The organism is Rhodococcus sp. JS3073 (assembly GCF_026810085.1).
Lineage (GTDB): Bacteria > Actinomycetota > Actinomycetes > Mycobacteriales > Mycobacteriaceae > Rhodococcus_F > Rhodococcus_F wratislaviensis.
The window spans coordinates 824,595-847,435 of the sequence record NZ_CP113951.1; the positions used below are offsets into that span (position 1 = coordinate 824,595).

Genomic DNA, 22,841 nt, shown 5'->3' on the forward strand with positions numbered 1-22,841 from the left:
CGGTGAGCAGTTCACCCGGCAAACCGGTCAAAGCCAATATCTTCGCTGCGGGGGCAGTGCTGTGGCGAAAATCTCCCGACAATCCCGACGAGATCGAGATCGCGCTCATTCACCGGCCCAAATACGAGGACTGGTCATTCCCCAAGGGAAAGCTCGACCCCGGCGAGACCGCCGTCGTGGCCGCACTGCGTGAGGTGGAAGAAGAGACGGGTATCCGCGGGCGCCTCGGCCGGCATCTCGGTGCGTTGACATATCCGATTCCGGGCCACCGCCGATTGAAACGAGTCGAATACTGGGCGGCGGAAGCCCGCGCCGGTGAATTCGTTCCCAACAGCGAAGTGGACGAGATGCGGTGGCTTCCCGTATCCGAGGTGGCCGACCAGCTGTCGTATCCCATGGATCGCAAGATGCTCCGTCGATTCACGGCTCAGCCACCCGACACCGCAACCGTGCTCCTGGTCCGGCATGCCAAGGCTGGAAGCCGGAAACGGTACAAGGGCGACGACACCACCCGGCCCTTGGATGCGAACGGCCTACTCCAGGCCGAAGCGCTCGTCACGCAGCTCGAGGCGTTCGGGGCCACCGACATCACGTCGGCCGACCGGACGCGGTGCACTCAGACGGTCGAGCCGCTGGCACGCACGTTGGACACGACCGTCCGGTTGGATCCGCTGCTGTCCGAGGAGAGTTACACCGCCGACCCGGTGGCCACCCGCACGCTGGTCCGCAAGATCGCCTCTCTCGGCGGAGTTCAGGTGATCTGCAGTCAGGGTGGTGTCATTCCCGATCTGCTCGACTGGTGGGCGGAGATCGACGGCATCGCACTTCCCCCGGCTCGGAACAGAAAGGCGAGCACCTGGGTGCTCTCGCTGTCCGGTGGCAAACTCATCGCCGCCGACCACATCGACAGTCCACTGCCTCCCACTCGGAAGGACTGAGCACCGGCCGGAGTTCACCGGGAGGCCAGGAAAACACAGACAGGCGCCAACCCCCAGGGTCGGCGCCTGTCTGTGTTCGGGCAGTCCTGTGTGCGCTGTATTACTTGGCGCGCTTCGCGGGAGCCTTCTTTGCTGCGGTCTTCTTGGCTGCAGTCTTGGCCGGAGCCTTCTTGGCCGCAGTCTTCTTTGCTGCCGTGGTCTTGGCCGGGGCCACCTTCTTCGCCACGGTCTTCTTTGCTGCCGTGGTCTTGGCCGGAGCCTTCTTGGCCGCGGTCTTCTTCGCTGCCGTGGTCTTGGCCGGAGCCACCTTCTTCGCCACGGTCTTCTTCGCTGCCGTGGTCTTGGCCGGAGTCACCTTCTTGGCTGCGGTCTTCTTCGCGGCCGTGGTCTTGGCCGGAGCTGCCTTCTTGGCTGCGGTCTTCTTTGCAGCCGTCTTCTTTGCAGCGGCCTTCTTGGCGGCAGCCTTGGTGGCGGGCGCCGCTGCGCCGCGCTTGACTGCCGGACCGGTGGCCGGAAGCTTCTGGCCGCCAGCGATAACCGCCTTGAACTGAGCGCCCGGACGGAACGCCGGCACCGACGTCGGCTTGACCTTGACGGTCTCGCCCGTGCGCGGGTTACGTGCGACACGTGCCGCGCGACGACGCTGCTCGAAGACACCGAAACCGGTGATGGTCACGCTGTCGCCGCGGTGCACTGCCCGGACGATCGTGTCCACGACATGCTCGACAGCTTCCGTTGCCGTGCGCCTGTCCGTGCCCAGTTTCTCGGTCAGAACATCGATGAGCTCTGCCTTATTCATTGAAATTCCTCCGCGAACTAATGGTCCATCATCGGACCGACTACGAACTACGGTAAACCTGAATACCGCAGGAGTCTATGTGCCACGCCAATTCTCATACAACGCGGCACCATTCTCAGGAACTTATTATCTGGGAGACAGGGCTCCGATTCCAACTTTCAGTCGGCCGGAGTGGGCTCCGGAAGAGTGGCAGGTTTCCAAGAAGGCCTTGACTTTTCGAACTCGGAAATGGCTTCTACCTGCCGTAATGTCAATCCGATGTCGTCCAGACCCTCGATCAGACGCCACCGCGTGTAGTCATCAATCGCAAAGGGCACCACGGTGGTTCCGGCCGTCACAGTCTTGTTCTCGAGGTCGACAATCAATTCGAGACCGGGTTGCTCGTCGAGCAACTTCCAGAGCAGTTCGACGTCCGACTGGGCCACCTGAGCGGCCAGCAGACCGGCCTTGCCGGCGTTGCCCCGGAAGATGTCCGCGAAGCGAGATGCGATCACGACCCGAAATCCGAAGTCGGATAGCGCCCACACGGCGTGCTCCCGGGAGGAGCCCGTACCGAAGTCGGGCCCGGCCACCAGAACGCTGCCCTTGTCGTACGGGGCGACGTTCAGAACGAAGTCCGGATCGTTCCGCCACGCGGCGAACAGACCGTCCTCGAAACCGGTGCGGGTCACTCGTTTCAGGTAGACCGCCGGAATGATCTGGTCCGTGTCCACGTTGGATCGCCGCAGCGGAACGCCGATACCTTTGTGTGTGCTAAAGGATTCCATCGAAAAATCTCCTAAATTCCTTGGGTCCTAGGCCAGATCTGTCGGCGCGGACAGTGTTCCCCGGACCGCGGTCGCGGCGGCGACCAGCGGCGAAACCAGGTGAGTCCGGCCGCCCTTGCCTTGACGGCCTTCGAAATTGCGGTTGGACGTGGAGGCCGAACGCTCGCCGGGCGCGAGCTGATCCGGGTTCATTCCGAGGCACATCGAGCACCCCGCCTGCCGCCATTCGGCGCCCGCGGCGGTGAAGATCTCGCCGAGACCCTCCTTTTCGGCCTGCGCGCGAACGCGCATCGAGCCCGGCACGATCAGCATCCGGACTCCGTCTGCGACGTGGCGGCCGCGCAGCACGTCGGCCACGGCCCGCAGATCCTCGATACGGCCGTTGGTGCACGAACCCACGAAAACTGTGTCGATCGCCACCTCACGCAACGGAGTTCCGGCTTCGAGACCCATGTAGGTCAACGCCTTCTCCGCGGCGTGACGCTCGCTCTCGTCCACGATCTCGGCCGGGTTCGGCACGGCGTCGCCGAGCGGCAGGCCCTGCCCCGGGTTGGTGCCCCAGGTCACGAACGGCGTCAGGGCGCTCGCGTCGATGTGGACCTCGTTGTCGAAAACCGCACCCTCGTCGGTCTTCAACTGCTCCCAGGCCTCCACCGCGGCGTCCCAGTCGGCGCCCTTCGGCGCGTGGGGACGGCCCTTGATGAATTCGTAGGTGATCTCGTCGGGGGCGATCATGCCTGCCCGTGCACCCGCCTCGATGGACATGTTGCAGATGGTCATCCGCGCTTCCATCGACATCTTGCGGATCGCCTCGCCGCGGTACTCCAGGACGTAACCCTGGCCTCCGCCCGTTCCGATCTTCGCGATGACGGCCAAAATGAGATCTTTACTCGTCACGCCTTCGGGTAATTCGCCGTCGACGGTGATCGCCATCGTCCGGAAGGGACGCAACGACAACGTCTGCGTCGCCATGACGTGTTCGACCTCACTGGTGCCGATACCCATGGCGAGCGCGCCGAAGGCGCCGTGGGTGGACGTGTGACTGTCGCCGCACACCACGGTCATGCCGGGCTGAGTGAGACCCAACTGGGGGCCGACGACGTGGACGATGCCCTGGTCGATGTTTCCCATCGGGTGCAGCCGGACACCGAATTCCTCACAGTTGCGCCTTAGCGTGTCCACCTGAGTCTTGGAGACGGGGTCGGCGATCGGCTTGTCGATGTCGACGGTGGGGACGTTGTGGTCCTCGGTGGCGATCGTCAGGTCGGGACGGCGCAGCGGGCGCCCCGCCAGCCGAAGTCCGTCGAATGCCTGCGGACTCGTCACTTCGTGAACGAGATGCAGATCGATGTAGATGAGGTCGGGGTTGTCTCCCTCACCCCGGACCACGACGTGGTCGTCCCACACCTTCTCTGCCAGGGTGCGTGCTTTCTCCGCCATCTTCTCCACCTCTGTGTGTCCTCTCGCACCGCGGGCGTCGGGCCGGTCCGCCGTGCGCTTGATGTCGTTACCCTCTTCCCGGACACGCACTCGACGTGAGACGAAGGTGCGCTATGATCCCAGTATGCGAGAAAGTGGTATCGACCTATGAGACAGCATAGCGGCATCGGAGTCCTTGACAAAGCGGTGGGCGTGCTGCATGCCGTGGCCGAGAAGCCCTGCAGCCTCACTGAACTGTGCTCGCGCACCGGACTCCCCCGCGCCACCGCCCACCGGCTGGCCGTCGGGCTCGAGGTCCACCGCCTCCTGACCCGCGACTCCGAGGGGCTGTGGTGCCCCGGTCCCGGCCTCGCCGAACTCGCTGCAACGGCTAACGATCCGCTCGTCTCGGCGGCCGCGCTCGTCCTCCCGCGGCTGCGCGAGATCACCGGCGAGAGCGTGCAGCTGTACCGCCGGGAAGGCACGCAGCGCATCTGTGTGGCGGCGATGGAGCCGCCCACGGGCCTGCGCGACACCGTTCTCGTCGGGGCACGACTGCCGATGAGCGCCGGCTCGGGCGCCAAGGTCCTTCTCGCCTGGGCCGACCCGCAGACCCAGCGCGCAGTTCTGCCCGACGCGGCGTTCGGCGAACGTGTGCTGCTCGAGGTCCGCCGACGCGGCTGGGCACAGAGCGCCGCCGAGCGGGAACCCGGTGTCGCCAGCGTCGCCGCTCCCGTGCGGGATTCCGGCGGCGCTGTCATCGCAGCGATTTCGGTGTCCGGACCCATCGACAGAATGGGCAGGCGCCCCGGTGCCCGGTGGGCGGCCGACCTTCTCGCCGCCGCGGAGGCGTTGCACAAGAGACTCTGACCATTCACGACCGACGTTCACCGCGAACAGGAGAAGCCGATGGGGAAGAACCAGCGATCGCAGATCACGATGACGGATTCGGAGATCGCCGAATTCGTGGATCGGAGCCGGATTGCCACGCTCGCAACGGTGGCAGCGGACGGCAGAGCTCATCTGGTCGCCATGTGGTACGCCGTGATCGACGGCGAGATCTGGTTCGAGACGAAATCCAAATCGCAGAAGGCGGTCAACCTGCGCCGTGACGACCGGGTCACCGTCCTGATCGAGGACGGCCAGACGTACGACACCCTGCGCGGTATTTCCGTCGAGGGCCGGGCGGAGATCGTGGAGGACCCGGACGCGATGTTCGCGGTCGGGGTCAGCGTGTGGGAGCGGTACACCGGCCCCTACACCGACGATCTGCGTCCCGCCATCGATCAGCTGCTGCACAAGCGGGTGGTCGTGCGGATCGTTCCCGAGCGCATCAGGAGCTGGAATCACGCCAAGCTCGGCCTGCCCGCGATGCCGGTGGGAGGCACCACGGCCGCGTACCTGGAGACGGCCGACCGCCGCGCCTGATCCCGGGCGGGCGGAAAAACGGGAGCATTCTCGGTGCCCTCGGCGTAGCTTCACAGAGTGAACCGACTACCCGAGGGAGTTCACCATGACTGACGCCAGTAACGAGGACACGAAAAAGAAATTCCGCGAAGCACTCGAGCGGAAGAATCATCAGGCCGGGCTGTCCACCGATCACAAGGACGGACATTCCAAGGCGCACGAGGCCCACGGGCCTGCCGACCACAAACGCGAATTCCGCCGCAAGACCGGATAAACGACACATATCCGGATATAAAGAAACACCCTCCAATTACTTGGAGGGTGTTTCTCTTTGTAGCCCCGACGGGATTCGAACCCGCGCTACCGCCTTGAGAGGGCGGCGTCCTAGGCCGCTAGACGACGGGGCCAGGAACTTTGTCTTGCTTTGGAAGCTCAGCAAGCATAGCTTCCAGAAGTTCGGAGTCAAAATCGGCCGAACTTCCGCTGGGGTACCAGGACTCGAACCTAGAATGGCGGTACCAGAAACCGCTGTGTTGCCAATTACACCATACCCCAATGGCCGTTCTCGAACCGCTGAGCTTGTGGGCTCTGCGGCCCGCCTCGGGCCGAAGAAGAGATTACCAGCCTACTGCCGGGATTTACCAAATCGTATGGTCAGAGGCTGTTTTTGCACCCTTTTCGGCCCGAGGGCGGCGTCCTAGCCGTCGATGCCGGCCCGCGCAGAGCGCAGCCGGGACAGCGAAACGTCGCGTCCGAGCAGTTCCATCGATTCGTAGAGCGGCGGGCTGATGTGCGAGCCCGTGACGGCCACCCGCACCGGAGCGAACGCCTTACGTGGCTTGAGGCCCAGTTCGTCCACGAGAGCGGTCTTGAGGGCCTCTTCCAGGGAGGCCGCATCCCATCCCTCGAGTGCGTCCAGCGACGCGAGGGCGGCGTCGAGAACCGGTGCGGAGTCGGCGCCCAGGTTCTTGGCAGCGGCGGCCGGATCGATCACGAAGCCGGCCTCGTCGACGAACAGGAATTTCAGCAGATCCCAGGCATCGGACAGGACGACGATGCGCGTCTGGACCAGTTCTGCAGCGGTCGCGAAGACGGACTCGTCCACGTTCTCCCCGAGATGGCCGTGCAGCGTCAGGAACGCGCGCAGGCGCGCGGCGAAGTCGGCGGGCTCCAGCAACCGGATGTGCTCGGCGTTGATCGCGTCGGCCTTTTTCTGGTCGAACCGGGCCGGATTGGAATTGACCTTGGAGATATCGAAGGCGGCGACCATCTCGTCCAGCGAGAACACGTCGTGGTCGTCGGAAATACCCCAGCCCAGCAGCGCCAGGTAATTCAACAATCCCTCGGGGACGAAACCGCGGTCGCGATGAATGAAGAGGTTCGACTCGGGGTCGCGCTTGGACAGCTTCTTGTTGCCCTGCCCCATGACGAACGGCAGATGCCCGAACTTCGGAGTGAAATCGGCCACGCCGATCCGCTGCATCGCCTCGTAGAGGGCGAGCTGCCGCGGCGTCGACGACAGCAGGTCCTCGCCGCGCAGGACGTGTGTGATCTTCATCAACGCGTCGTCGACGGGGTTGACCAACGTGTACAGCGGAATCCCGTTGCCGCGAGTGAGGGCGAAGTCGGGAACGGTTCCGGCCTTGAACGTCGTCTCGCCACGCACGAGGTCGTCCCATGTCAGGTCGTGGTCCGGCATCCGGAGCCGGACCACGGGTTTGCGTCCCTCGTCGAGGAACGCCTGCCGCTGCTCCGGTGTCAGATCACGGTCGAAGTTGTCGTAGCCGAGCTTGGGATCGCGGCCGGCTGCCTTGTGCCGCTCCTCGACCTCTTCGGGCGTCGAGAACGACTCGTACGCCTCGCCCGCCGCGAGCAGTTTCGCGACGACGTCCAGATGCAGGTCCCGCCGCTGGGACTGGCGGTAGGGCTCGTACGGTCCCCCGACCTCCGGGCCCTCGTCCCAGTTCAGTCCGAGCCAGCGCAGCGCGTCCAGGATCGCCTGGTACGACTCCTCGCTGTCACGGGCAGCATCGGTGTCCTCGATGCGGAACACGAACGACCCACCGTTGTGTCGGGCGAACGCCCAGTTGAACAGGGCGGTTCGGACGAGCCCCACGTGCGGGGTTCCGGTGGGCGACGGGCAGAAACGGACGCGAACTTCGCTTGTGGTCATGGCTCACTTGGGTCGACGCTGGGAAAACGGACTCCTACAGGCTAGTCCGCTCCCGATTTCGACACGAGAGCCGTCAGCGCTTGGCAGTCACCGGGTTGGTGAGGGTGCCGATGCCACCGATGGTCACGCTCACGCTCTGACCGTCGACGATCGGGCCGACGCCCTCGGGGGTGCCCGTGAGGATGACGTCGCCCGGGAGCAGCGTCATGACGGCCGACACCCATTCGATGATCTTCGGAATGTCGTGCAGCAGAAGCGAAGTGTTACTCCGCTGCTTCACCACTCCGTCCACCTCGGTGGTGATGTCGACGTCGGACGCGTCGAGCTGGGTCTCGATCCACGGGCCCAGTGGGCAGAACGTGTCGTGACCCTTCGCTCTCGTCCACTGCCCGTCCTGGCGCTGCTGATCACGGGCCGACACGTCGTTGGCGGCCGTGTAACCGAGCACCACGTCGAGGGCCTTGGCCGCAGGCACGTCCTTGCAGGGGCGTCCGATGACGACCGCGAGTTCTCCTTCGTAATGAACTTCGTTGGAGGACTTCGGCAGGACGATCGCGGCGTCGGGGCCCACGATCGAGGTGTTGGGCTTGAGGAAGATCACAGGATCGGCCGGTGCCTCGCCGCCCATCTCGGCGGCGTGGGCAGCGTAGTTCTTTCCGATCGCCACGACCTTGCTCGCGAGGATCGGGGCCAGCAGTCGCACATCGGCGAGCGGCCAGCTCCGGCCGGTGAAAGTGGGACTGCCGAACGGATGCTCGGCGATCTCCTTCGCGATCCGGGACTCCCCGTCCCCCTCGATACTGACGAACGCAACACCATCGGGACTTGCCACTCGACCAAGACGCATGGCGCCGAGTCTATCGGCCCGGGTTCACCGCCGTACCGGGACGCCGGGGGACGCGAGGTATAGACTCCGCATGTTCCCCAATATATGAGACTTCAATCCTAGATATTGAGATGACATGACAGCATCGATCGACACGCCGTCCACCGTCGGAACTGCCCGCAGATGGTGGATGCTCGCCCTCGGGATGTTCGCGCAGGCCGCACAGGCGGTCTTCGTCAACGGCGTCGCCTTCCTGATCCCCGAACTCCAGGAGAATCACGGGCTCAGCCTCGCCCGCACCGGACTCCTCGTCGCCGCACCCACCCTCGGAGTCATGCTGACGCTGATCGCGTGGGGCGCACTCGCCGACCGCTACGGCGAACGCCGGGTGCTGGCCGCCGGAATGGCGTCCACGGCGGCCGCGGGAATCGGCGCGGCCCTGTCCGGATCACTCACGGCCACCGCAGCCTTCCTGCTGCTGGGCGGCATGGCGGCGGCCTCGGCGAATGCCGCGAGTGGACGCGTCGTCGTCGGATGGTTCCCGCCCGAGCGCCGTGGACTGGCGATGGGCATCCGGCAGATGTCGCTGCCGCTGGGCATTGCCTGCGCTGCGCTGACGCTCCCCTCGGTCGCACACGACCACGGCATCGGATGGGCGCTCGCGCTGCCTGCCATCCTGTGCGCGACCGCCGCGCTGGCCTGCGCACTCTGGGTGGTCGATCCGCCCAGACCGAGTCGCAGCGCTGCGGAGGACCTCGGCATGCTCGCGAATCCGTATCGCGACAGCGGCACACTGTGGCGCATCCACGCAGTCTCGGTGCTGCTCGTCGTGCCCCAGTACACGGTGTGGACGTACGCGCTCGTGTGGCTGATCTCCGAAAGGCATTGGGAAGCAACGGCGGCAGGCCTGATCGTGACAGTCGCCCAGATCCTCGGCGCGTTCGGCAGGATGGGAGTCGGCTTCTGGTCCGACGTGGTGGGCAGTCGCATGCGCCCACTTCGCTGGGTCGCCGTCGCAGGCGGAGTGTCGATGGCGGCGCTCGCCGTGACGGATGCGATGGACTCGCCGCTGGCGATCGCGGCGCTGCTGGCGGCGTCCGTCGCGACCGTGGCACCGAACGGCCTCGCCTTCACCGCCGTCGCCGAGATCGCGGGGCCGTTCTGGGGCGGGCGCGCGCTCGGCGTCCAGAACACCGGTCAGTTCGTCGCGGCCTCGATCGTTCCCCCGGTGTTCGGCGCTCTGATCGGAATCGTCGGCTTCCCGGTGACTTTCGCCATAGCTGCGGGATTTCCGGCCGCCTCGATACCACTGATCCCCGTGGCCCGGTCCGAAGACCGGGCCACGGGGATCGAGGGAGACAAGGTCGAATCGCGGTCCTAGAGGGCGGCGGCGATCCGGTCGCCGACCTCCGACGTGACGACCTTCGAGTCACCACGGGACGCCAGATCGGCCTCGACGGCAGCTTCGATGCGTGCAGCATCGCCGTCCCGGCCGAGGTGACGCAGCAGCAGCGCCGCGGACAGGATGGCCGCCGTGGGATCCGCGATCCCCTGGCCGGCGATGTCCGGGGCGCTGCCGTGCACGGGCTCGAACATCGACGGGTTGGTCCCCGACGCGTCGATGTTCCCCGACGCCGCCAGGCCGATGCCTCCCGTGACCGCACCCGCGAGGTCGGTGATGATGTCGCCGAACAGGTTGTCGGTGACGATCACGTCGAAGCGCGACGGGTCGGTGACCATGTAGATGGTGGCCGCGTCGATGTGGCAGTAGGCCGTCTCCACGTCCGGGTATTCGGCCGACACCGTCTCCACGGCACGCGTCCAGATCGCACCGGCGTTGGAGAGGACGTTCGTCTTGTGAATCAGCGTGACGTGCTTACGCCGGGTCTGCGCGAGCGCGAACGCGTACCGCACCACCCGCTCGGCACCGAACCACGTGTTGATCGACACCTCGGTCGCGATCTCGTGCGGGGTGCCGACGCGGATCGCGCCACCGTTGCCGGTGTACGGACCCTCCGTCCCCTCGCGCACGACCACGAAGTCGATGTCCGGCTGCGCCGCCAGCGGCGACTTCGACCCCGGATAGAGCTGCGACGGACGCAGATTCACGTGATGATCCAACGCGAATCGCATGTTCAGCAGCAGACCCCGCTCGAGCACGCCGGGCGTGACCGACGGGTCGCCGATGGCGCCCAGCAGGATCGCGTCGTGCTCGCGGATCGCCGCGAGATCGGCGTCCGGGAGCAGCTCCCCGGTGGCGTTGTATCGACGGGCACCGAGGTCGTACTCGGTGGTCTCGAGATCGGGTACGAGCTTCCGCAGCACCTTCAGCGCCTCGGCCGTGACCTCGACACCGATGCCGTCACCCGGAATGACCGCAAGCTTCATGAACGCCTCACTTCAGATAGAGCTGTGCGCGTGCCACGACAACAGGGGTCGCGACACGCGCACAGTGGGGATTAGGCCAGGTTGACGAGCTCGATCTTGGTGGCGCCGACGGCGGTGGAGATCGCGTCCCGCACCTCGCTCGGCACCTCCCGGTCGACGCGGAGGAGGATGGTCGCACCCTCGCCCTCGGCATCCTGGCTGAGCTGGGCAGCCTGGATGTCGATGCCGGCGTTGCCGAGCTGCGTGCCGATCTTGCCCAGCGCGCCGGGCTGATCGGTGTAGTTGACCACCAGGTTGAGACCCTCGGCGCGCAGTTCGAAGTTGCGGCCGTTGATGTTGACGATCTTCTCGACCTGCTGCGGGCCGGTCAGCGTGCCCGAGACGTTGATGACACTGCCGTCGCCGAACACCGCGCGCAGGTCCACGACGCTGCGGTGGTTGGGGCTTTCCGCGGCCTTGGTGACCTCGGCCGTGACACCGCGCTCTTCCGCAAGTGCGGGAGCGTTGACGAACGTGACCGCGTCCTCGATGACGGCGGAGAACACACCGCGCAGAGCCGAGAGCGCGAGCACCTCGACGTCCTCGGAGGCGAGCTCGCCGCGCACGTCGACGGACAGGTTGACGGGCAGTTCACCCGACAGGGCGCCGATGAGCACACCCTGCTTGCGGACGATCTCGAGCCACGGGGCAACTTCCTCGCCCACGGCGCCACCCGACACGTTGACGGCGTCCGGAACGAAATCGCCTGCGAGAGCGAGCAGTACGGACTTCGCGACGTCGGTGCCGGCGCGGTCCTGAGCCTCGCTCGTGGAGGCACCGAGGTGCGGCGTCACGACAACCTCGGGCAGGTCGAACAACGGGCTGTCGGTGCAGGGCTCGGTCTCGAACACGTCCAGGCCCGCGGCGCGCACGTGACCCGACTTGATGGCCTCGGCAAGCGCGGCCTCGTCGATCAGACCACCACGGGCAGCGTTGACGATGACGACGCCCTTCTTGGTCTTCGCCAGGTTCTCCGTGCCGAGCAGTCCCTTGGTCTCGGGGGTCTTGGGGAGGTGGACGGAGATGAGGTCGGCGCGCTCGAGCAATTCGTCGAGGGTGACCAGTTCGATGCCGAGCTGCGCGGCGCGGGCGGCCGACACGTAGGGGTCGTACGCGATGACGTGCGTCTCGAACGCGGCGAGACGCTGCGCGAACAGCTGGCCGATACGGCCGAGGCCGACGACGCCGACGGTCTTGCCGAAGATCTCGACACCGTTGAACTTGCTGCGCTTCCATTCGCGGTCGCGCAGGGTGGCGTCGGCCGCGGGGATCTGGCGGGCGGTGGCGAGCATCAGCGCGACGGCGTGCTCGGCGGCCGTGTGGATGTTGGACGTCGGGGCGTTGACGACCATGACACCGCGCTCGGTGGCCGCGGGCACGTCGACGTTGTCGAGGCCGACGCCCGCGCGGGCGACGATCTTGAGCTTGGTACCGGCCGCCAGGACCTCGGCGTCCACGGTGGTGGCGGAACGGACGAGGATCGCGTCGGCCTCGGGCACCGCCGCGAGCAGGGCCGGGCGATCAGGTCCGTCGACCCATCGCACCTCCACACCGTCGCCCAATGCCTCGACGGTGGACGGCGCGAGCTTGTCGGCGATCAGAACTACAGGACGGCCTGGCTGGCTCACGTGCAAACTCCCTGAATAGGTGGGTGTGGGGGTGTTTTAACCACACACAGCTTAGTCCGCCCTCACAGGGAAACCGCATCCTGGTCTCCGATACCACATAGTGGACGCCTGCAACAACGGAATCGGACACGAAACAACACCGGCCCAATGTCGCATCGGTGGCCTCTGACGAGACCGATGCGGCATCGGGCCGGTGATTCGGTGGAACTGTAAAGCAGTGAAACCTAGGCGGTTTCGGTGATCGGGCGATCGACCCAGCTCATCAGGTCGCGCAGCTTCTTGCCGGTGACCTCGATGGGGTGCTCGGCGTTGGCCTTGCGCAGGCCCTCGAGTTCGGTGTTGCCGTTCTCGACGTTGGCGACGAGGCGGCGGGTGAACTCACCCGACTGGATGTCGGCCAGGATCGCCTTCATGCGCTCCTTGGTGCCGGCGTCGATGACGCGCGGGCCGGAGAGGTAGCCACCGAACTCCGCGGTGTCGGACACCGAATAGTTCATGCGGGCGATGCCACCCTCGTACATGAGGTCGACGATGAGCTTGAGCTCGTGCAGCACCTCGAAGTACGCCATCTCGGGCGCGTAGCCGGCCTCGACCATGACCTCGAAACCGGTCTTGACCAGTTCCTCGGTGCCGCCGCAGAGCACGGCCTGCTCGCCGAAGAGGTCCGTCTCGGTCTCTTCCTTGAACGTGGTCTTGATGACGCCGGCGCGGGTGCCGCCGATGCCCTTGGCGTAGGACAGCGCGAGGGCCTGGCCCTCACCCTTCGGGTCCTGGTCGATCGCGATGAGTGCGGGAACACCCTTGCCGTCGACGAACTGACGACGCACCAGGTGGCCGGGGCCCTTGGGGGCGACCATGCCGACGGTGACGAACTCCGGAGCCTTGATCAGGTCGAAGTGGATGTTGAGGCCGTGTCCGAAGAACAGCGCGTCGCCGTCCTTCAGGTTGGGCTCGATGTCATTGGTGAAGATCGACGCCTGCGCGGTGTCGGGTGCGAGCACCATGATCACGTCGGCCCACTCGGAGACCTCGGCGGGGGTACCGACGGTCAGGCCCTGCTCTTCGGCCTTCGCGCGGGACTTCGAGCCTTCCTTGAGGCCGATACGCACATCGACGCCCGAGTCGCGCAGGCTCAGCGAGTGCGCGTGGCCCTGGCTTCCGTAACCGATCACAGCGACCTTACGGCCCTGGATGATCGACAGATCGGCATCGTCGTCGTAGAACATCTCGACTGCCACAGTTCAACCTCTTTCTTGGATTTGCGTATCTAAAGTACTAGCGAGTGGCCGTGATGGACTTAGGCCCCCGTCCCACGGCCACGACCCCGGACTGCACGATCTCCCGGATACCGTACGGATCGAGCATCCGCAGCAGCGCATCCAGCTTGGATCGCGTTCCAGTCGCCTCGATCGTGACCGACTCCGGGGAGACGTCGATCACCTTGGCGCGGAACAGATTCACCGTCTCGATCACCTGCGTGCGCACGCTGGCGTCGGCTCGCACCTTGATGAGCACCAGCTCGCGGGCCACGGAGGCCTCACCGTCCTGCTCGACGATCTTGATGACGTTGACGAGCTTGTTGAGCTGCTTGGTCACCTGCTCGAGCGGGAACTCGTCGACGGTCACGACGATGGTCATGCGGGAGATCTCGGGGAGCTCGGTGCCACCGACGGCGAGCGACTCGATGTTGAACCCACGACGGGAGAACAGCGCGGCCACCCTGGCCAGCACGCCCGGCTTGTCCTCGACGAGAACACTGAGGGTGTGGCTGGTGCTCACTGATCTTCCTCCCTGGCCGCTGCGGCCGTGCCCGAACGCTGCTCGCGCTCCATGGCCTCGTGAATGACGGCCGGCTCTGCGGCCGCCTCGTCGTCGTCGAACAGCGGACGGATGCCCCGCGCCGCCATGATCTCGTCGTTGCTTGTGCCCGCCGCGACCATCGGCCACACCTGGGCGTCGGCGCCGACGATGAAGTCGATCACCACGGGCTTGTCGTTGATGGACTGCGCCTCACGGATCGCCGCCTCGACGTCCTCTTCGCGCTCGACGCGAATGCCGTGGCAGCCCAACGCCTCCGCCAGCTTGACGAAGTCGGGGATGCGGATCGCGCCGTGCGTGCCGAGGTTGGTGTTGGAGTAGCGCTGGTCGTAGAACAGCGTCTGCCACTGGCGCACCATGCCGAGGTTGCCGTTGTTGATGAGCGCAACCTTGATCGGGATGCCCTCGAGCGCGCAGGTGGCGAGTTCCTGATTGGTCATCTGGAAGCAGCCGTCACCGTCGATGGCCCACACCTCGGTGTCGGGCATGCCCATCTTGGCGCCCATCGCGGCGGGCACGGCGTAGCCCATCGTGCCGAGACCGCCGGAGTTCAGCCAGGTGCGCGGCTTCTCGTAGTTGACGAACTGTGCGGCCCACATCTGGTGCTGTCCGACGCCGGCGCAGTAGATCGCGTCGGGACCGGCGAGCTTGCCGACCGACTGGATCACGTACTCCGGGGACAGCGCGCCGTCGGACGGACGGTCGTAGCTGAGCGGGTACGTGCGACGGATTCCGTCGAGATACGCCCACCACTCGGTGAGGTCCAGCGTGGTTCCGGTGGCCAGGTCGGCCTTGATCGCCTCGATCAGTTCGACGATGACCTCTTTGCAGTCGCCGACGATCGGGACGTCCGCGTACCGGTTCTTGCCGATCTCCGCCGGGTCGATGTCGGCGTGGATGACCTTGGCGTCGGGGGCGAACGAATCGAGCTGACCGGTGACGCGGTCGTCGAAGCGCGCACCGAGCGTGATCAGCAGGTCGCTGCGCTGCAGTGCCGCCACCGCGGCGACCGTGCCGTGCATACCGGGCATGCCGCAGTTCAGCGTGTGGCTGTCCGGGAACGCGCCGCGCGCCATGAGGGTGGTGACCACCGGAATGCCGGTGAGCTCGGCCAATTCGAGCAGCTCCGGAGACGATTCCGACTTGATGACGCCACCACCGACGTACAGCACCGGGTGCTTCGCGTCGGCGATCAGGCGGGCCGCCTCGCGGACCTGCTTGCCGTGCGGCTTGGTGACGGGTCGGTATCCGGGCAGCCGCATCTCCGGCGGCCACGAGAACGTGGTCTGCGCTTGCAGAACGTCCTTCGGGATGTCGACGAGCACTGCGCCGGGACGACCGCTGGAGGCGAGATAGAAGGCCTCCGCGATGATCCGGGGGATGTCGACGCCGTCGGTGATGAGGAAGTTGTGCTTGGTGATCGGCATCGTGATGCCGGAGATGTCGGCTTCCTGGAACGCGTCCGTGCCGATGAGCCCCCGGCCGACCTGTCCGGTGATGGCCACGACCGGAACGGAGTCCATCTGCGCGTCGGCGAGCGGTGTCACGAGGTTGGTCGCACCGGGCCCGGACGTCGCCATACAGACGCCGACCTTGCCGGTCGCCTGGGCATACCCGGTGGCAGCGTGGCCTGCACCCTGCTCGTGACGGACGAGCACGTGCCGGACCTTCTTCGAGTCGAAGAGCGGGTCGTAGACAGGCAGAACGGCACCACCCGGAATGCCGAATACCGTGTCGACCTCGAGCTCCTCGAGGGCTCGGACCACGGACTGGGCGCCGCTGACCCGCTCGGGGGCGAGTTGGCGGCGGCTACCGGTCTGAGTCGCGGCGGCCGCGGTCGTCGGGCTTGCTGCCCCCGACTTGCGCGGCGTGGGTTGAGGCCGTGCGGTTGGTGCGCTCACTGGGAAATCCTCTGATTCTGGCTCCGGGCAACAAAAAACCCCCGTCAGCTGATGCTGTACGAGGGTGGCGCGTCGTTATCTGGCGAGTTGAAGGAATCGACTCAGGCGACGACGCGCCGGCCGATTACGAGCAACTCATTCTGTTTCACGCGCTCGACGGTAGGCGCGCTAATAGCGAACAGTCAACTTGGTGAGTCGGCCGTCCCAGAATATGAGATACATCGGCTGCGGTGCGAAGATGTAGAGGTGTCAACTCCGCAGCAGCCCGTGCCACCAGAATCATCATCCCACACGACGAACCCACCCAAGCAGGTCATCCGGATTTCTCCCCTGGCCTATCTGGGATGCGCCTTCCTCCTGTTCGCCGTGTCGTTCCCCATCTTCGGCTGGCCCGCCGCCTTCGGCTGGCTCGTGATCGCCCCGATCGCCGCGGTGGCCTGGGTCGCGCGGGTGCGCACCACGGTCACGTCCGACGGACTCGAGGTGCGCCGGCTGTTCGGCGGCCGGTCGCTGGCGTGGTCCGAGATCACGGGATTCCGGTTCCCCAAGCGCGGCTGGGCCCGGGCGACGCTGGCCGACGGGGGCGAGGTGACCCTGCCCGTCGTCACGTTCGACCGCCTTCCCGAGATCGCCGAGGCGAGCGGCGGCCGCATCACCGACCCCTACGCGGCAGCCGCCGCGGCGGACGAAGCGGCCGACCACGCCGGCGCCGAATCGAACGGCGAGCAGCCCGTGAAGAACCGGCCGGACACAGACGGGGAATAGTGCGCGAGTAGCGTTTGTCAGTACTTCCGTACGCTGACTAAGGAATACGCTCATGCCCCCGCTGAGGTCCCGAACCACCACCGCAGGACGAAATGCCGCAGGCGCCCGCGCGCTGTGGCGCGCCACCGGAATGACCGACTCCGACTTCGGGAAGCCGATCGTCGCGATCGCGAACTCGTACACGCAGTTCGTTCCCGGGCACGTCCACCTGAAGAACGTCGGCGACATCGTCGCCGACGCCGTCCGCGCCGCCGGTGGTGTACCTCGCGAGTTCCACACGATCGCTGTCGACGACGGCATCGCGATGGGACACGGCGGCATGCTGTATTCCCTTCCCAGCCGCGAGATCATCGCCGACTCCGTCGAGTACATGGTCAACGCGCACACCGCCGACGCACTCGTGTGCATCTCCAACTGCGACAAGATCACCCCCGGAATGCTCAATGCCGCACTGCGTTTGAACGTTCCCACAGTGTTCGTGTCCGGCGGTCCGATGGAGGCAGGCAAGGCGGTGGTCGTGAACGGTGTCGCCCAGGCACCGACCGACCTCATCACGGCGATCTCGGCGAGCGCCAACGACCAGGTCGACGACGAAGGACTGTCCGAGGTCGAGCGCAGCGCCTGCCCCACGTGCGGGTCGTGCTCGGGCATGTTCACCGCGAACTCCATGAACTGCCTCACCGAGGCGCTCGGTCTGGCGTTGCCGGGCAACGGTTCCACGCTGGCCACCCACGAGGCCCGTCGCGCGCTGTTCACCCGTGCGGGAACCACCGTCGTCGAAGCCGCACTGCGGTACTACCGGGACGAGGACGACTCCGTCCTCCCCCGCAACATCGCGACGCCCGCCGCGTTCCGCAACGCGATGGCACTGGACGTCGCGATGGGCGGGTCCACCAACACGGTCCTGCACACCCTCGCGGCCGCGCAGGAGGGTGAGGTCTACGACTTCGACCTCGACAAGATCGACGAGATCAGCCGCAAGGTTCCGTGCCTGTCGAAGGTCTCGCCCAACTCGGACTACCACATGGAGGACGTGCACCGGGCGGGCGGGATCCCCGCGATCCTCGGCGAACTCCGGCGGGCCGGACTGCTCGAGAGCGACGTCTCGACCGTGCACACGAAGAGCTTCGACGAGTGGCTCGACACATGGGACATCCGGTCCGGCAAGGCATCCGACGAGGCCGTCGAACTCTTCCACGCCGCACCGGGCGGTGTCCGCACCACCGAGCCGTTCTCGACGAACAACCGCTGGTCGTCGCTCGACACGGACGCCGCCAACGGCTGCATCCGCGACTTCGAGCACAAGCACACGGTCGAGGGCGGCCTGGCCGTGCTGCGCGGCAACATCGCCGTCGACGGTGCTGTCATCAAGACGGCGGGCATCGACGAAGACCTGTTCCACTTCCAGGGTCCCGCGCGCGTCGTGGAGTCTCAGGAAGAGGCGGTGTCGGTGATCCTCGGCAAGAGGATTCAGCCCGGTGAGGTCCTCGTCGTGCGCTACGAGGGTCCCGCAGGCGGCCCGGGCATGCAGGAGATGCTGCACCCCACCGCATTCCTCAAGGGCTCCGGCCTCGGGAAGAAGTGCGCGCTGATCACCGACGGCCGATTCTCCGGCGGTTCCTCGGGACTGTCCATCGGCCACATCTCCCCCGAGGCCGCCAGTGGCGGCGCCATCGGCCTGGTGGAGGACGGCGACCAGATCCTCATCGACATCGCGACCCGCACGCTGAAGCTCCTCGTCGACGACGCGGTGCTCGCCGAGCGCCGGGCGAAGATGGAGTCTTCCGAGCGTCCGTGGCAGCCGGTGAATCGCGAACGCACCGTCACCACGGCCCTGCGGGCGTACGCCGCGCTGGCCACGTCCGCAGACAAGGGCGCGGTCCGTCAGGTCCCCTGACGCCCCAGCACCGGGCGCACCGAGCAGACACGAAGCCGGGTGCCGCAGCAGGAGCTTCCTGCCGCGGCACCCGGCTTCCGTCGTCGGTGCGCCCACCGATTCCGCCGCGGATGTGACCGCGCTCACGGGTGATCAACTCGCGCAGGCGGCAACACCCCAGAACAGGTTCTACTGATCGAATTGATCAGTTGAGGCCGCGCTTCTTGCACACGGCGCTCAGTAGTGGTTCCCTCAGTTGGCCGTTGAGACCTACATCACAATCGGCAGCACCACCGGAACATCTCCGGCCCACGAGGCCATCGGGAACACAACCAAGGAGCGACACATGCCAGGAGTCGGCATTTGGCGAACGAAATCCGTTGAGCAATCGATAGCGGACACCGACGAACCCGACACCCGGCTGCGGAGGGAACTCACCGCGAAGGACCTCACCGTCTTCGGTGTCGCCGTCGTGATCGGCGCCGGCATCTTCACGCTCACCGCCCGGACTGCAGGCAACGTCGCCGGGCCGTCCATCTCGCTCGCCTTCGTCCTCGCCGCCATCGCGTGCGGCCTGGCCGCCCTCTGCTACGCCGAGTTCGCATCCACCGTCCCCGTCGCGGGCAGTGCGTACACGTTCTCCTACGCCACCTTCGGCGAGTTCGTCGCCTGGATCATCGGCTGGGACCTCATCCTCGAATTCGCCCTCGCAGCGGCCGTCGTCTCCAAGGGCTGGTCGCTCTATCTGGGTAACGTCCTCGGGTTCAGCGGATCCACCACAGCCCACCTCGGTCCCATCGACTTCGACTGGGGCTCGCTGATCATCGTCGGCGGCATCACGATCGTGCTCGCCATCGGGACCAAGGTGTCCTCGCGCGTGTCCGCCGTCATCACGGCCATCAAGATCGCCGTCGTCCTCCTCGTCATCGCCGTGGGCGTCTTCTACATCAAGAAGGAGAACTACGCCCCGTACATCCCGCCCGCCGAGAGCAACGGGAGCGCCGCGCAGGGTGTGCACCAGACCCTCTTCTCCTTCCTCTCCGGAGCCGACGGCAGCAGCTACGGCTGGTACGGCCTCCTCGCCGCAGCGAGCCTCGTCTTCTTCGCCTTCATCGGATTCGACGTCGTCGCCACCACCGCCGAAGAGACCAAGAACCCGCAGAAGGCGCTCCCCCGCGGCATTCTCGGTTCGCTCGCCATCGTCACCGTGCTCTACGTCGCCGTCACCCTCGTGCTCACCGGCATGGTGAAGTACACCGACCTCAAGACCGGTAGCCCGCTCGTCGGCGACAGCAGCGCCACCCTCGCAACCGCCTTCGAGGCACACGGCATCACCTGGGCCCAGACCGCGATCAACTTCGGTGGGCTCGCGGGCCTCACCACCGTCGTGATGGTGATGATGCTCGGCCAGACCCGTGTCCTGTTCGCCATGTCCCGCGACGGACTGGTGCCCCGCGGTCTCGCCAAGACCGGCAAGAACGGCAGCCCGGTCCGCATCACCCTGTTCGTCGGCGCCGTGGTCGCACTCCTTGCCGCCTTCTTCCCGATGGGCACGCTCGAGGAGATGGTGAACATCGGCACCCTCTTCGCGTTCGTCCTCGTCTGCATCGGCGTCATCATCCTCCGCCGCACGCGTCCCGACCTGCCGCGCGGATTCCGCGTTCCGCTGGTCCCGCTGGTCCCCATCCTCGCCGTCCTGGCCTGCGGGTGGCTGATGCTGAACCTGTCGGTCGAGACCTGGATCCGGTTCCTCGTGTGGATGGCCCTCGGCGTCGTCGTCTACCTCGCCTACGGCCGGCGCAAGTCGGTCCTCGGACAGAAGCTCGCCGCACAGTCCGGCCCGCCCGAGGAGGAGAACATCCCGGAACTCGTCCAACGCTGATCTCTGACGAAAACGACTGCGCCGCACTCCCGATCCGGGGTGCGGCGCAGTCGTGTATGCAAGAGACGCTCAGATGAGCGGGTTGGCGCCGTTCAGGAAGATCCACACGCAGACACCGGCGGCGACGCCCAGGATCAGTGCCGCGAACGACCCGATGAACGGGCGCGTCGCCCAGCCCCGGCGGCCGTCGAGCGAGATGCGTCCCGGCCCGGTGAGAATGATCACGCCGGCGCACACACCCAGCAGCGTCTCGTACTCGGTGCCTGCGGGCGCGAAGTACTCGAGCCCCGGTTCCGCGATCTGCCGGAACGCCCACGCATTGATCATCACGGCCAGCACCGAGGCCGCGGCCAGCGGGGTGACGAGGCCGAGGATCAGCAGTGCACCGCCTGCGACCTCACCGATCGCACCCAGGATCGCGAGCAGTTTCGCCTGCTGGAACCCCGAGTTCACGAGCACCTCTTCGAACCCGTCGAGTCCCGGACCGTTCCACATCCCCGTCAGCTTCTGCAGGCCGTGCACGAGTGCCGTTCCGCCGACCGCGAGTCGCAGGGCCAGCAGTCCGAGGTCCAGGGTGCCGCGGCCGATCTTCACGTCGCCCTCGCCGATCCGGTCGGTCGACGAATCACCCGCCGTGGCCCCGAGGGATGCGCCGGAACCCGCGCCGATCACCTGCGTCGGCTGGTCCGACATGTCGGACGCCCCCGACTGCCGGTACGCGGGGATCTGCTCGGTGGGGAGACCGGCGCCGCGCGCATCGCCGTAGTCGAGTTCGTCATCGGTGTGCGGCAGACGCTGCCCCGCGGAACCGGACGTCGGCGTGGCCGACGGAAAGCGCTCGGTGGGAAGGTCGTAAGGGCTCGAGACCTTGCCGTAGCCGGGTGAGGCGCTCTGGTCCGCAGCACCCTGGTCCGACGACTCGCTGGGGTCTTTCCGCATGTCAGTCACACCGTCAAGCCTAGGTCGACCGGCCGGACATCGCTGGTAGGCGGAACCGGCGTGGCGGCGACCTCGCACTCTTCCGTAACGTCTCCATCATGATGGTGGGTGGGCGGCGCCGCACGGCGTCCCGCAAGATGGCGATGTCCGCACTGTGCGTGACGGCGGTCCTCGCCGCCGGATGCGCGAAATTTGACGACTCCGCGTCCTCCCCCTTCACACCCGAACCGACGGGCGCGTCGGGGGGCGAGGTGGAACCGGAGAACCCGCCGCCGTCCACCACGACCACCCCACCGCCGAGCGGGCCGCTCGGACCGTGCCAGGATCCGGACCCCAGCGTGATCGCCACCTGCCTCGACACCACCGGCGGACTCGTCGTCCTCCCCGACGGGGCCACCGCCCTGGTCGCGGAGCGGCGGACCGGACGCATCCTGCAGGTCGCCCAGGGGCAGACCCCCAAGGAGATCGCGCACGTCGACGTCGACGGCAGCACCGACGGTGGACTCCTCGACATCGCGCTGTCGCCGAGTTTCGTCGAGGACAACCTCATCTACGCGTACGTCACGACCCCGACCGACAACCGGGTGGTGCGGATCGCACCGGGAGACTCCGCCAAGGAAGTTCTCGGCGGGATCCCGCGCGGAGACGCGGGCAACGCCGGGTCGCTCGAATTCTCGGGCGACGAACTGATGGTCCTCACCGGCAACGCGGGCAACGCCGCCGCGGCCGCCGATCCGGCGTCCCTCGCCGGGAAACTGCTGAAGGTCACCGCCCTGTCGCCCGCACCGACTCCGGCGCAGCCCCGCCCTCAGGTGGTGCTGTCGGGCATCGGGACCGCCGGCGGGGTGTGCGTCGACCCGGGTGTGGCCGTGTGGGTCACCGACCGCACCGCGTTGGAGGACCGGCTCCTGCGGGTCAGCGCCGACGGAGCCGTGTCGTCTCCGGTGTGGACGTGGCCGGAGCGGCCCGGCGTCGGCGGCTGCGTCGCCGCCGGTGACGTCGTTGCGGTGTCACTGAGCACCGCGAAGGCCATGTCCGCACTCGCTGCCGACCCCGGCACGGGAGCCGTCACGACAGCCCCCGGTGTCATCGTCCAGGACCGGTACGGCCAACTCGGCGGCGCCGCACTCGGACCCGACGGTCTCATCTGGGTGAGCACCGTCAACAAGACCGCCGGTCAGCCCGGACCCAACGACGACCGTGTGATCAAGATGCCCCTGCCCTCCGGTGGCGGCGGATTCGACTGACGGCCCGCCCCCGTCGAAACGAACGGGAC

General features: G+C 66.6%; 20 protein-coding genes and 2 tRNA genes. 9 read left to right on the plus strand and 13 right to left on the minus strand.

The genetic code is table 11. From position 1 onward, the window contains the following. The first annotated feature begins 2 nt into the window (after positions 1-2). A complete protein-coding gene (locus OYT95_RS03980; RefSeq protein WP_037245468.1) occupies positions 3-938 on the plus strand; it encodes an NUDIX hydrolase in 936 nt (311 codons plus the stop codon). Positions 939-1,038: 100 nt separating this feature from the next. On the opposite strand, the gene OYT95_RS03985 is transcribed toward OYT95_RS03980, so the two are convergent. The 3 genes from OYT95_RS03985 to leuC form a co-directional block, all read right to left on the minus strand. Continuing rightward, positions 1,039-1,737 (minus strand): HU family DNA-binding protein, encoded by a 699-nt coding sequence (locus OYT95_RS03985; protein WP_037245465.1) that lies wholly within the window; start codon positions 1,735-1,737, stop codon positions 1,039-1,041. 158 nt (positions 1,738-1,895) lie between these two features. Continuing rightward, positions 1,896-2,504, minus strand: coding sequence for a 3-isopropylmalate dehydratase small subunit (gene leuD, locus OYT95_RS03990; protein WP_037245463.1), 609 nt, complete (start codon positions 2,502-2,504; stop codon positions 1,896-1,898). 27 nt (positions 2,505-2,531) lie between these two features. Further along, positions 2,532-3,953 carry a 3-isopropylmalate dehydratase large subunit gene (gene leuC, locus OYT95_RS03995; RefSeq protein ID WP_037245737.1) on the minus strand — a complete coding sequence of 474 codons (1,422 nt, stop codon included), beginning with the start codon at positions 3,951-3,953 and terminating at the stop codon, positions 2,532-2,534. A gap of 138 nt (positions 3,954-4,091) precedes the next feature. Here leuC and OYT95_RS04000 point away from each other — a divergent pair, with 138 nt between their 5' ends. The 3 genes from OYT95_RS04000 (at position 4,092) to OYT95_RS04010 (ending at position 5,604) form a co-directional block, all read left to right on the plus strand. After that, positions 4,092-4,793 (plus strand): IclR family transcriptional regulator, encoded by a 702-nt coding sequence (locus OYT95_RS04000; RefSeq protein WP_037245461.1) that lies wholly within the window; start codon positions 4,092-4,094, stop codon positions 4,791-4,793. Between the two features lie 39 nt (positions 4,794-4,832). After that, on the plus strand, positions 4,833-5,351 hold the full coding sequence (locus OYT95_RS04005) for a pyridoxamine 5'-phosphate oxidase family protein (RefSeq protein ID WP_037245459.1): 519 nt from the start codon (positions 4,833-4,835) through the stop codon (positions 5,349-5,351). Between the two features lie 85 nt (positions 5,352-5,436). After that, entirely contained in the window at positions 5,437-5,604 is a 168-nt protein-coding gene (locus tag OYT95_RS04010; RefSeq protein ID WP_005240394.1) for a DUF5302 domain-containing protein, read from the plus strand. A gap of 60 nt (positions 5,605-5,664) precedes the next feature. Here the strand turns inward: OYT95_RS04010 and OYT95_RS04015 are convergent. The 4 genes from OYT95_RS04015 to OYT95_RS04030 form a co-directional block, all read right to left on the minus strand. Next, positions 5,665-5,737, minus strand: a tRNA-Glu gene (locus tag OYT95_RS04015). A gap of 76 nt (positions 5,738-5,813) precedes the next feature. Further along, positions 5,814-5,885: transfer RNA gene (locus OYT95_RS04020), tRNA-Gln, on the minus strand. Between the two features lie 142 nt (positions 5,886-6,027). Then, the gene (gene gltX, locus OYT95_RS04025) at positions 6,028-7,503 is read right to left on the minus strand and encodes a glutamate--tRNA ligase (protein WP_268790849.1); all 1,476 of its coding nucleotides are present in this window, start codon (positions 7,501-7,503) and stop codon (positions 6,028-6,030) included. A gap of 73 nt (positions 7,504-7,576) precedes the next feature. Beyond that, complete coding sequence (locus tag OYT95_RS04030; protein WP_037245454.1) at positions 7,577-8,350, minus strand: fumarylacetoacetate hydrolase family protein; 774 nt, start codon at positions 8,348-8,350, stop codon at positions 7,577-7,579. Between the two features lie 115 nt (positions 8,351-8,465). On the opposite strand from OYT95_RS04030, the gene OYT95_RS04035 reads away from it, so the two are divergent. Continuing rightward, on the plus strand, positions 8,466-9,710 hold the full coding sequence (locus OYT95_RS04035) for an MFS transporter (protein WP_037245451.1): 1,245 nt from the start codon (positions 8,466-8,468) through the stop codon (positions 9,708-9,710). Here the strand turns inward: OYT95_RS04035 and OYT95_RS04040 are convergent. The 5 genes from OYT95_RS04040 to OYT95_RS04060 form a co-directional block, all read right to left on the minus strand. Beyond that, positions 9,707-10,717 (minus strand): 3-isopropylmalate dehydrogenase, encoded by a 1,011-nt coding sequence (locus OYT95_RS04040; RefSeq protein WP_005240388.1) that lies wholly within the window; start codon positions 10,715-10,717, stop codon positions 9,707-9,709. The two genes, OYT95_RS04035 and OYT95_RS04040, sit on opposite strands and share 4 nt — an antisense overlap. 71 nt (positions 10,718-10,788) lie before the next feature. Next, the gene (serA, locus tag OYT95_RS04045; RefSeq protein ID WP_005240386.1) at positions 10,789-12,384 is read right to left on the minus strand and encodes a phosphoglycerate dehydrogenase; all 1,596 of its coding nucleotides are present in this window, start codon (positions 12,382-12,384) and stop codon (positions 10,789-10,791) included. Between the two features lie 224 nt (positions 12,385-12,608). Next, positions 12,609-13,610 (minus strand): ketol-acid reductoisomerase, encoded by a 1,002-nt coding sequence (gene ilvC, locus OYT95_RS04050; RefSeq protein WP_061700158.1) that lies wholly within the window; start codon positions 13,608-13,610, stop codon positions 12,609-12,611. Between the two features lie 49 nt (positions 13,611-13,659). Beyond that, a complete protein-coding gene (gene ilvN, locus OYT95_RS04055) occupies positions 13,660-14,163 on the minus strand; it encodes an acetolactate synthase small subunit (RefSeq protein WP_015890233.1) in 504 nt (167 codons plus the stop codon). Then, positions 14,160-16,103 carry an acetolactate synthase large subunit gene (locus tag OYT95_RS04060; RefSeq protein WP_037245447.1) on the minus strand — a complete coding sequence of 648 codons (1,944 nt, stop codon included), beginning with the start codon at positions 16,101-16,103 and terminating at the stop codon, positions 14,160-14,162. Before OYT95_RS04060 ends, ilvN begins: the two co-directional genes overlap by 4 nt. Positions 16,104-16,370: 267 nt before the next feature. Between OYT95_RS04060 and OYT95_RS04065 the strand changes: the two genes are divergently transcribed. The 3 genes from OYT95_RS04065 to OYT95_RS04075 all read left to right on the plus strand — a co-directional run bounded on the left by OYT95_RS04065 (position 16,371) and on the right by OYT95_RS04075 (position 20,626). Further along, a complete protein-coding gene (locus OYT95_RS04065) occupies positions 16,371-16,868 on the plus strand; it encodes a PH domain-containing protein (protein ID WP_037245444.1) in 498 nt (165 codons plus the stop codon). A gap of 52 nt (positions 16,869-16,920) precedes the next feature. Then, positions 16,921-18,765, plus strand: coding sequence for a dihydroxy-acid dehydratase (gene ilvD / locus OYT95_RS04070; RefSeq protein WP_037245440.1), 1,845 nt, complete (start codon positions 16,921-16,923; stop codon positions 18,763-18,765). 325 nt (positions 18,766-19,090) lie between these two features. Continuing rightward, positions 19,091-20,626: an amino acid permease gene (locus OYT95_RS04075; RefSeq protein ID WP_037245438.1), complete on the plus strand. Its 1,536-nt coding sequence runs from the start codon at positions 19,091-19,093 to the stop codon at positions 20,624-20,626. Positions 20,627-20,695: 69 nt separating this feature from the next. Here OYT95_RS04075 and OYT95_RS04080 read toward each other — a convergent pair whose 3' ends face one another. Beyond that, entirely contained in the window at positions 20,696-21,565 is an 870-nt protein-coding gene (locus OYT95_RS04080; RefSeq protein ID WP_037245435.1) for a DoxX family protein, read from the minus strand. A gap of 98 nt (positions 21,566-21,663) precedes the next feature. On the opposite strand from OYT95_RS04080, the gene OYT95_RS04085 reads away from it, so the two are divergent. Further along, positions 21,664-22,812 (plus strand): PQQ-dependent sugar dehydrogenase, encoded by a 1,149-nt coding sequence (locus tag OYT95_RS04085; protein ID WP_037245433.1) that lies wholly within the window; start codon positions 21,664-21,666, stop codon positions 22,810-22,812. Positions 22,813-22,841 lie beyond the last annotated feature (29 nt).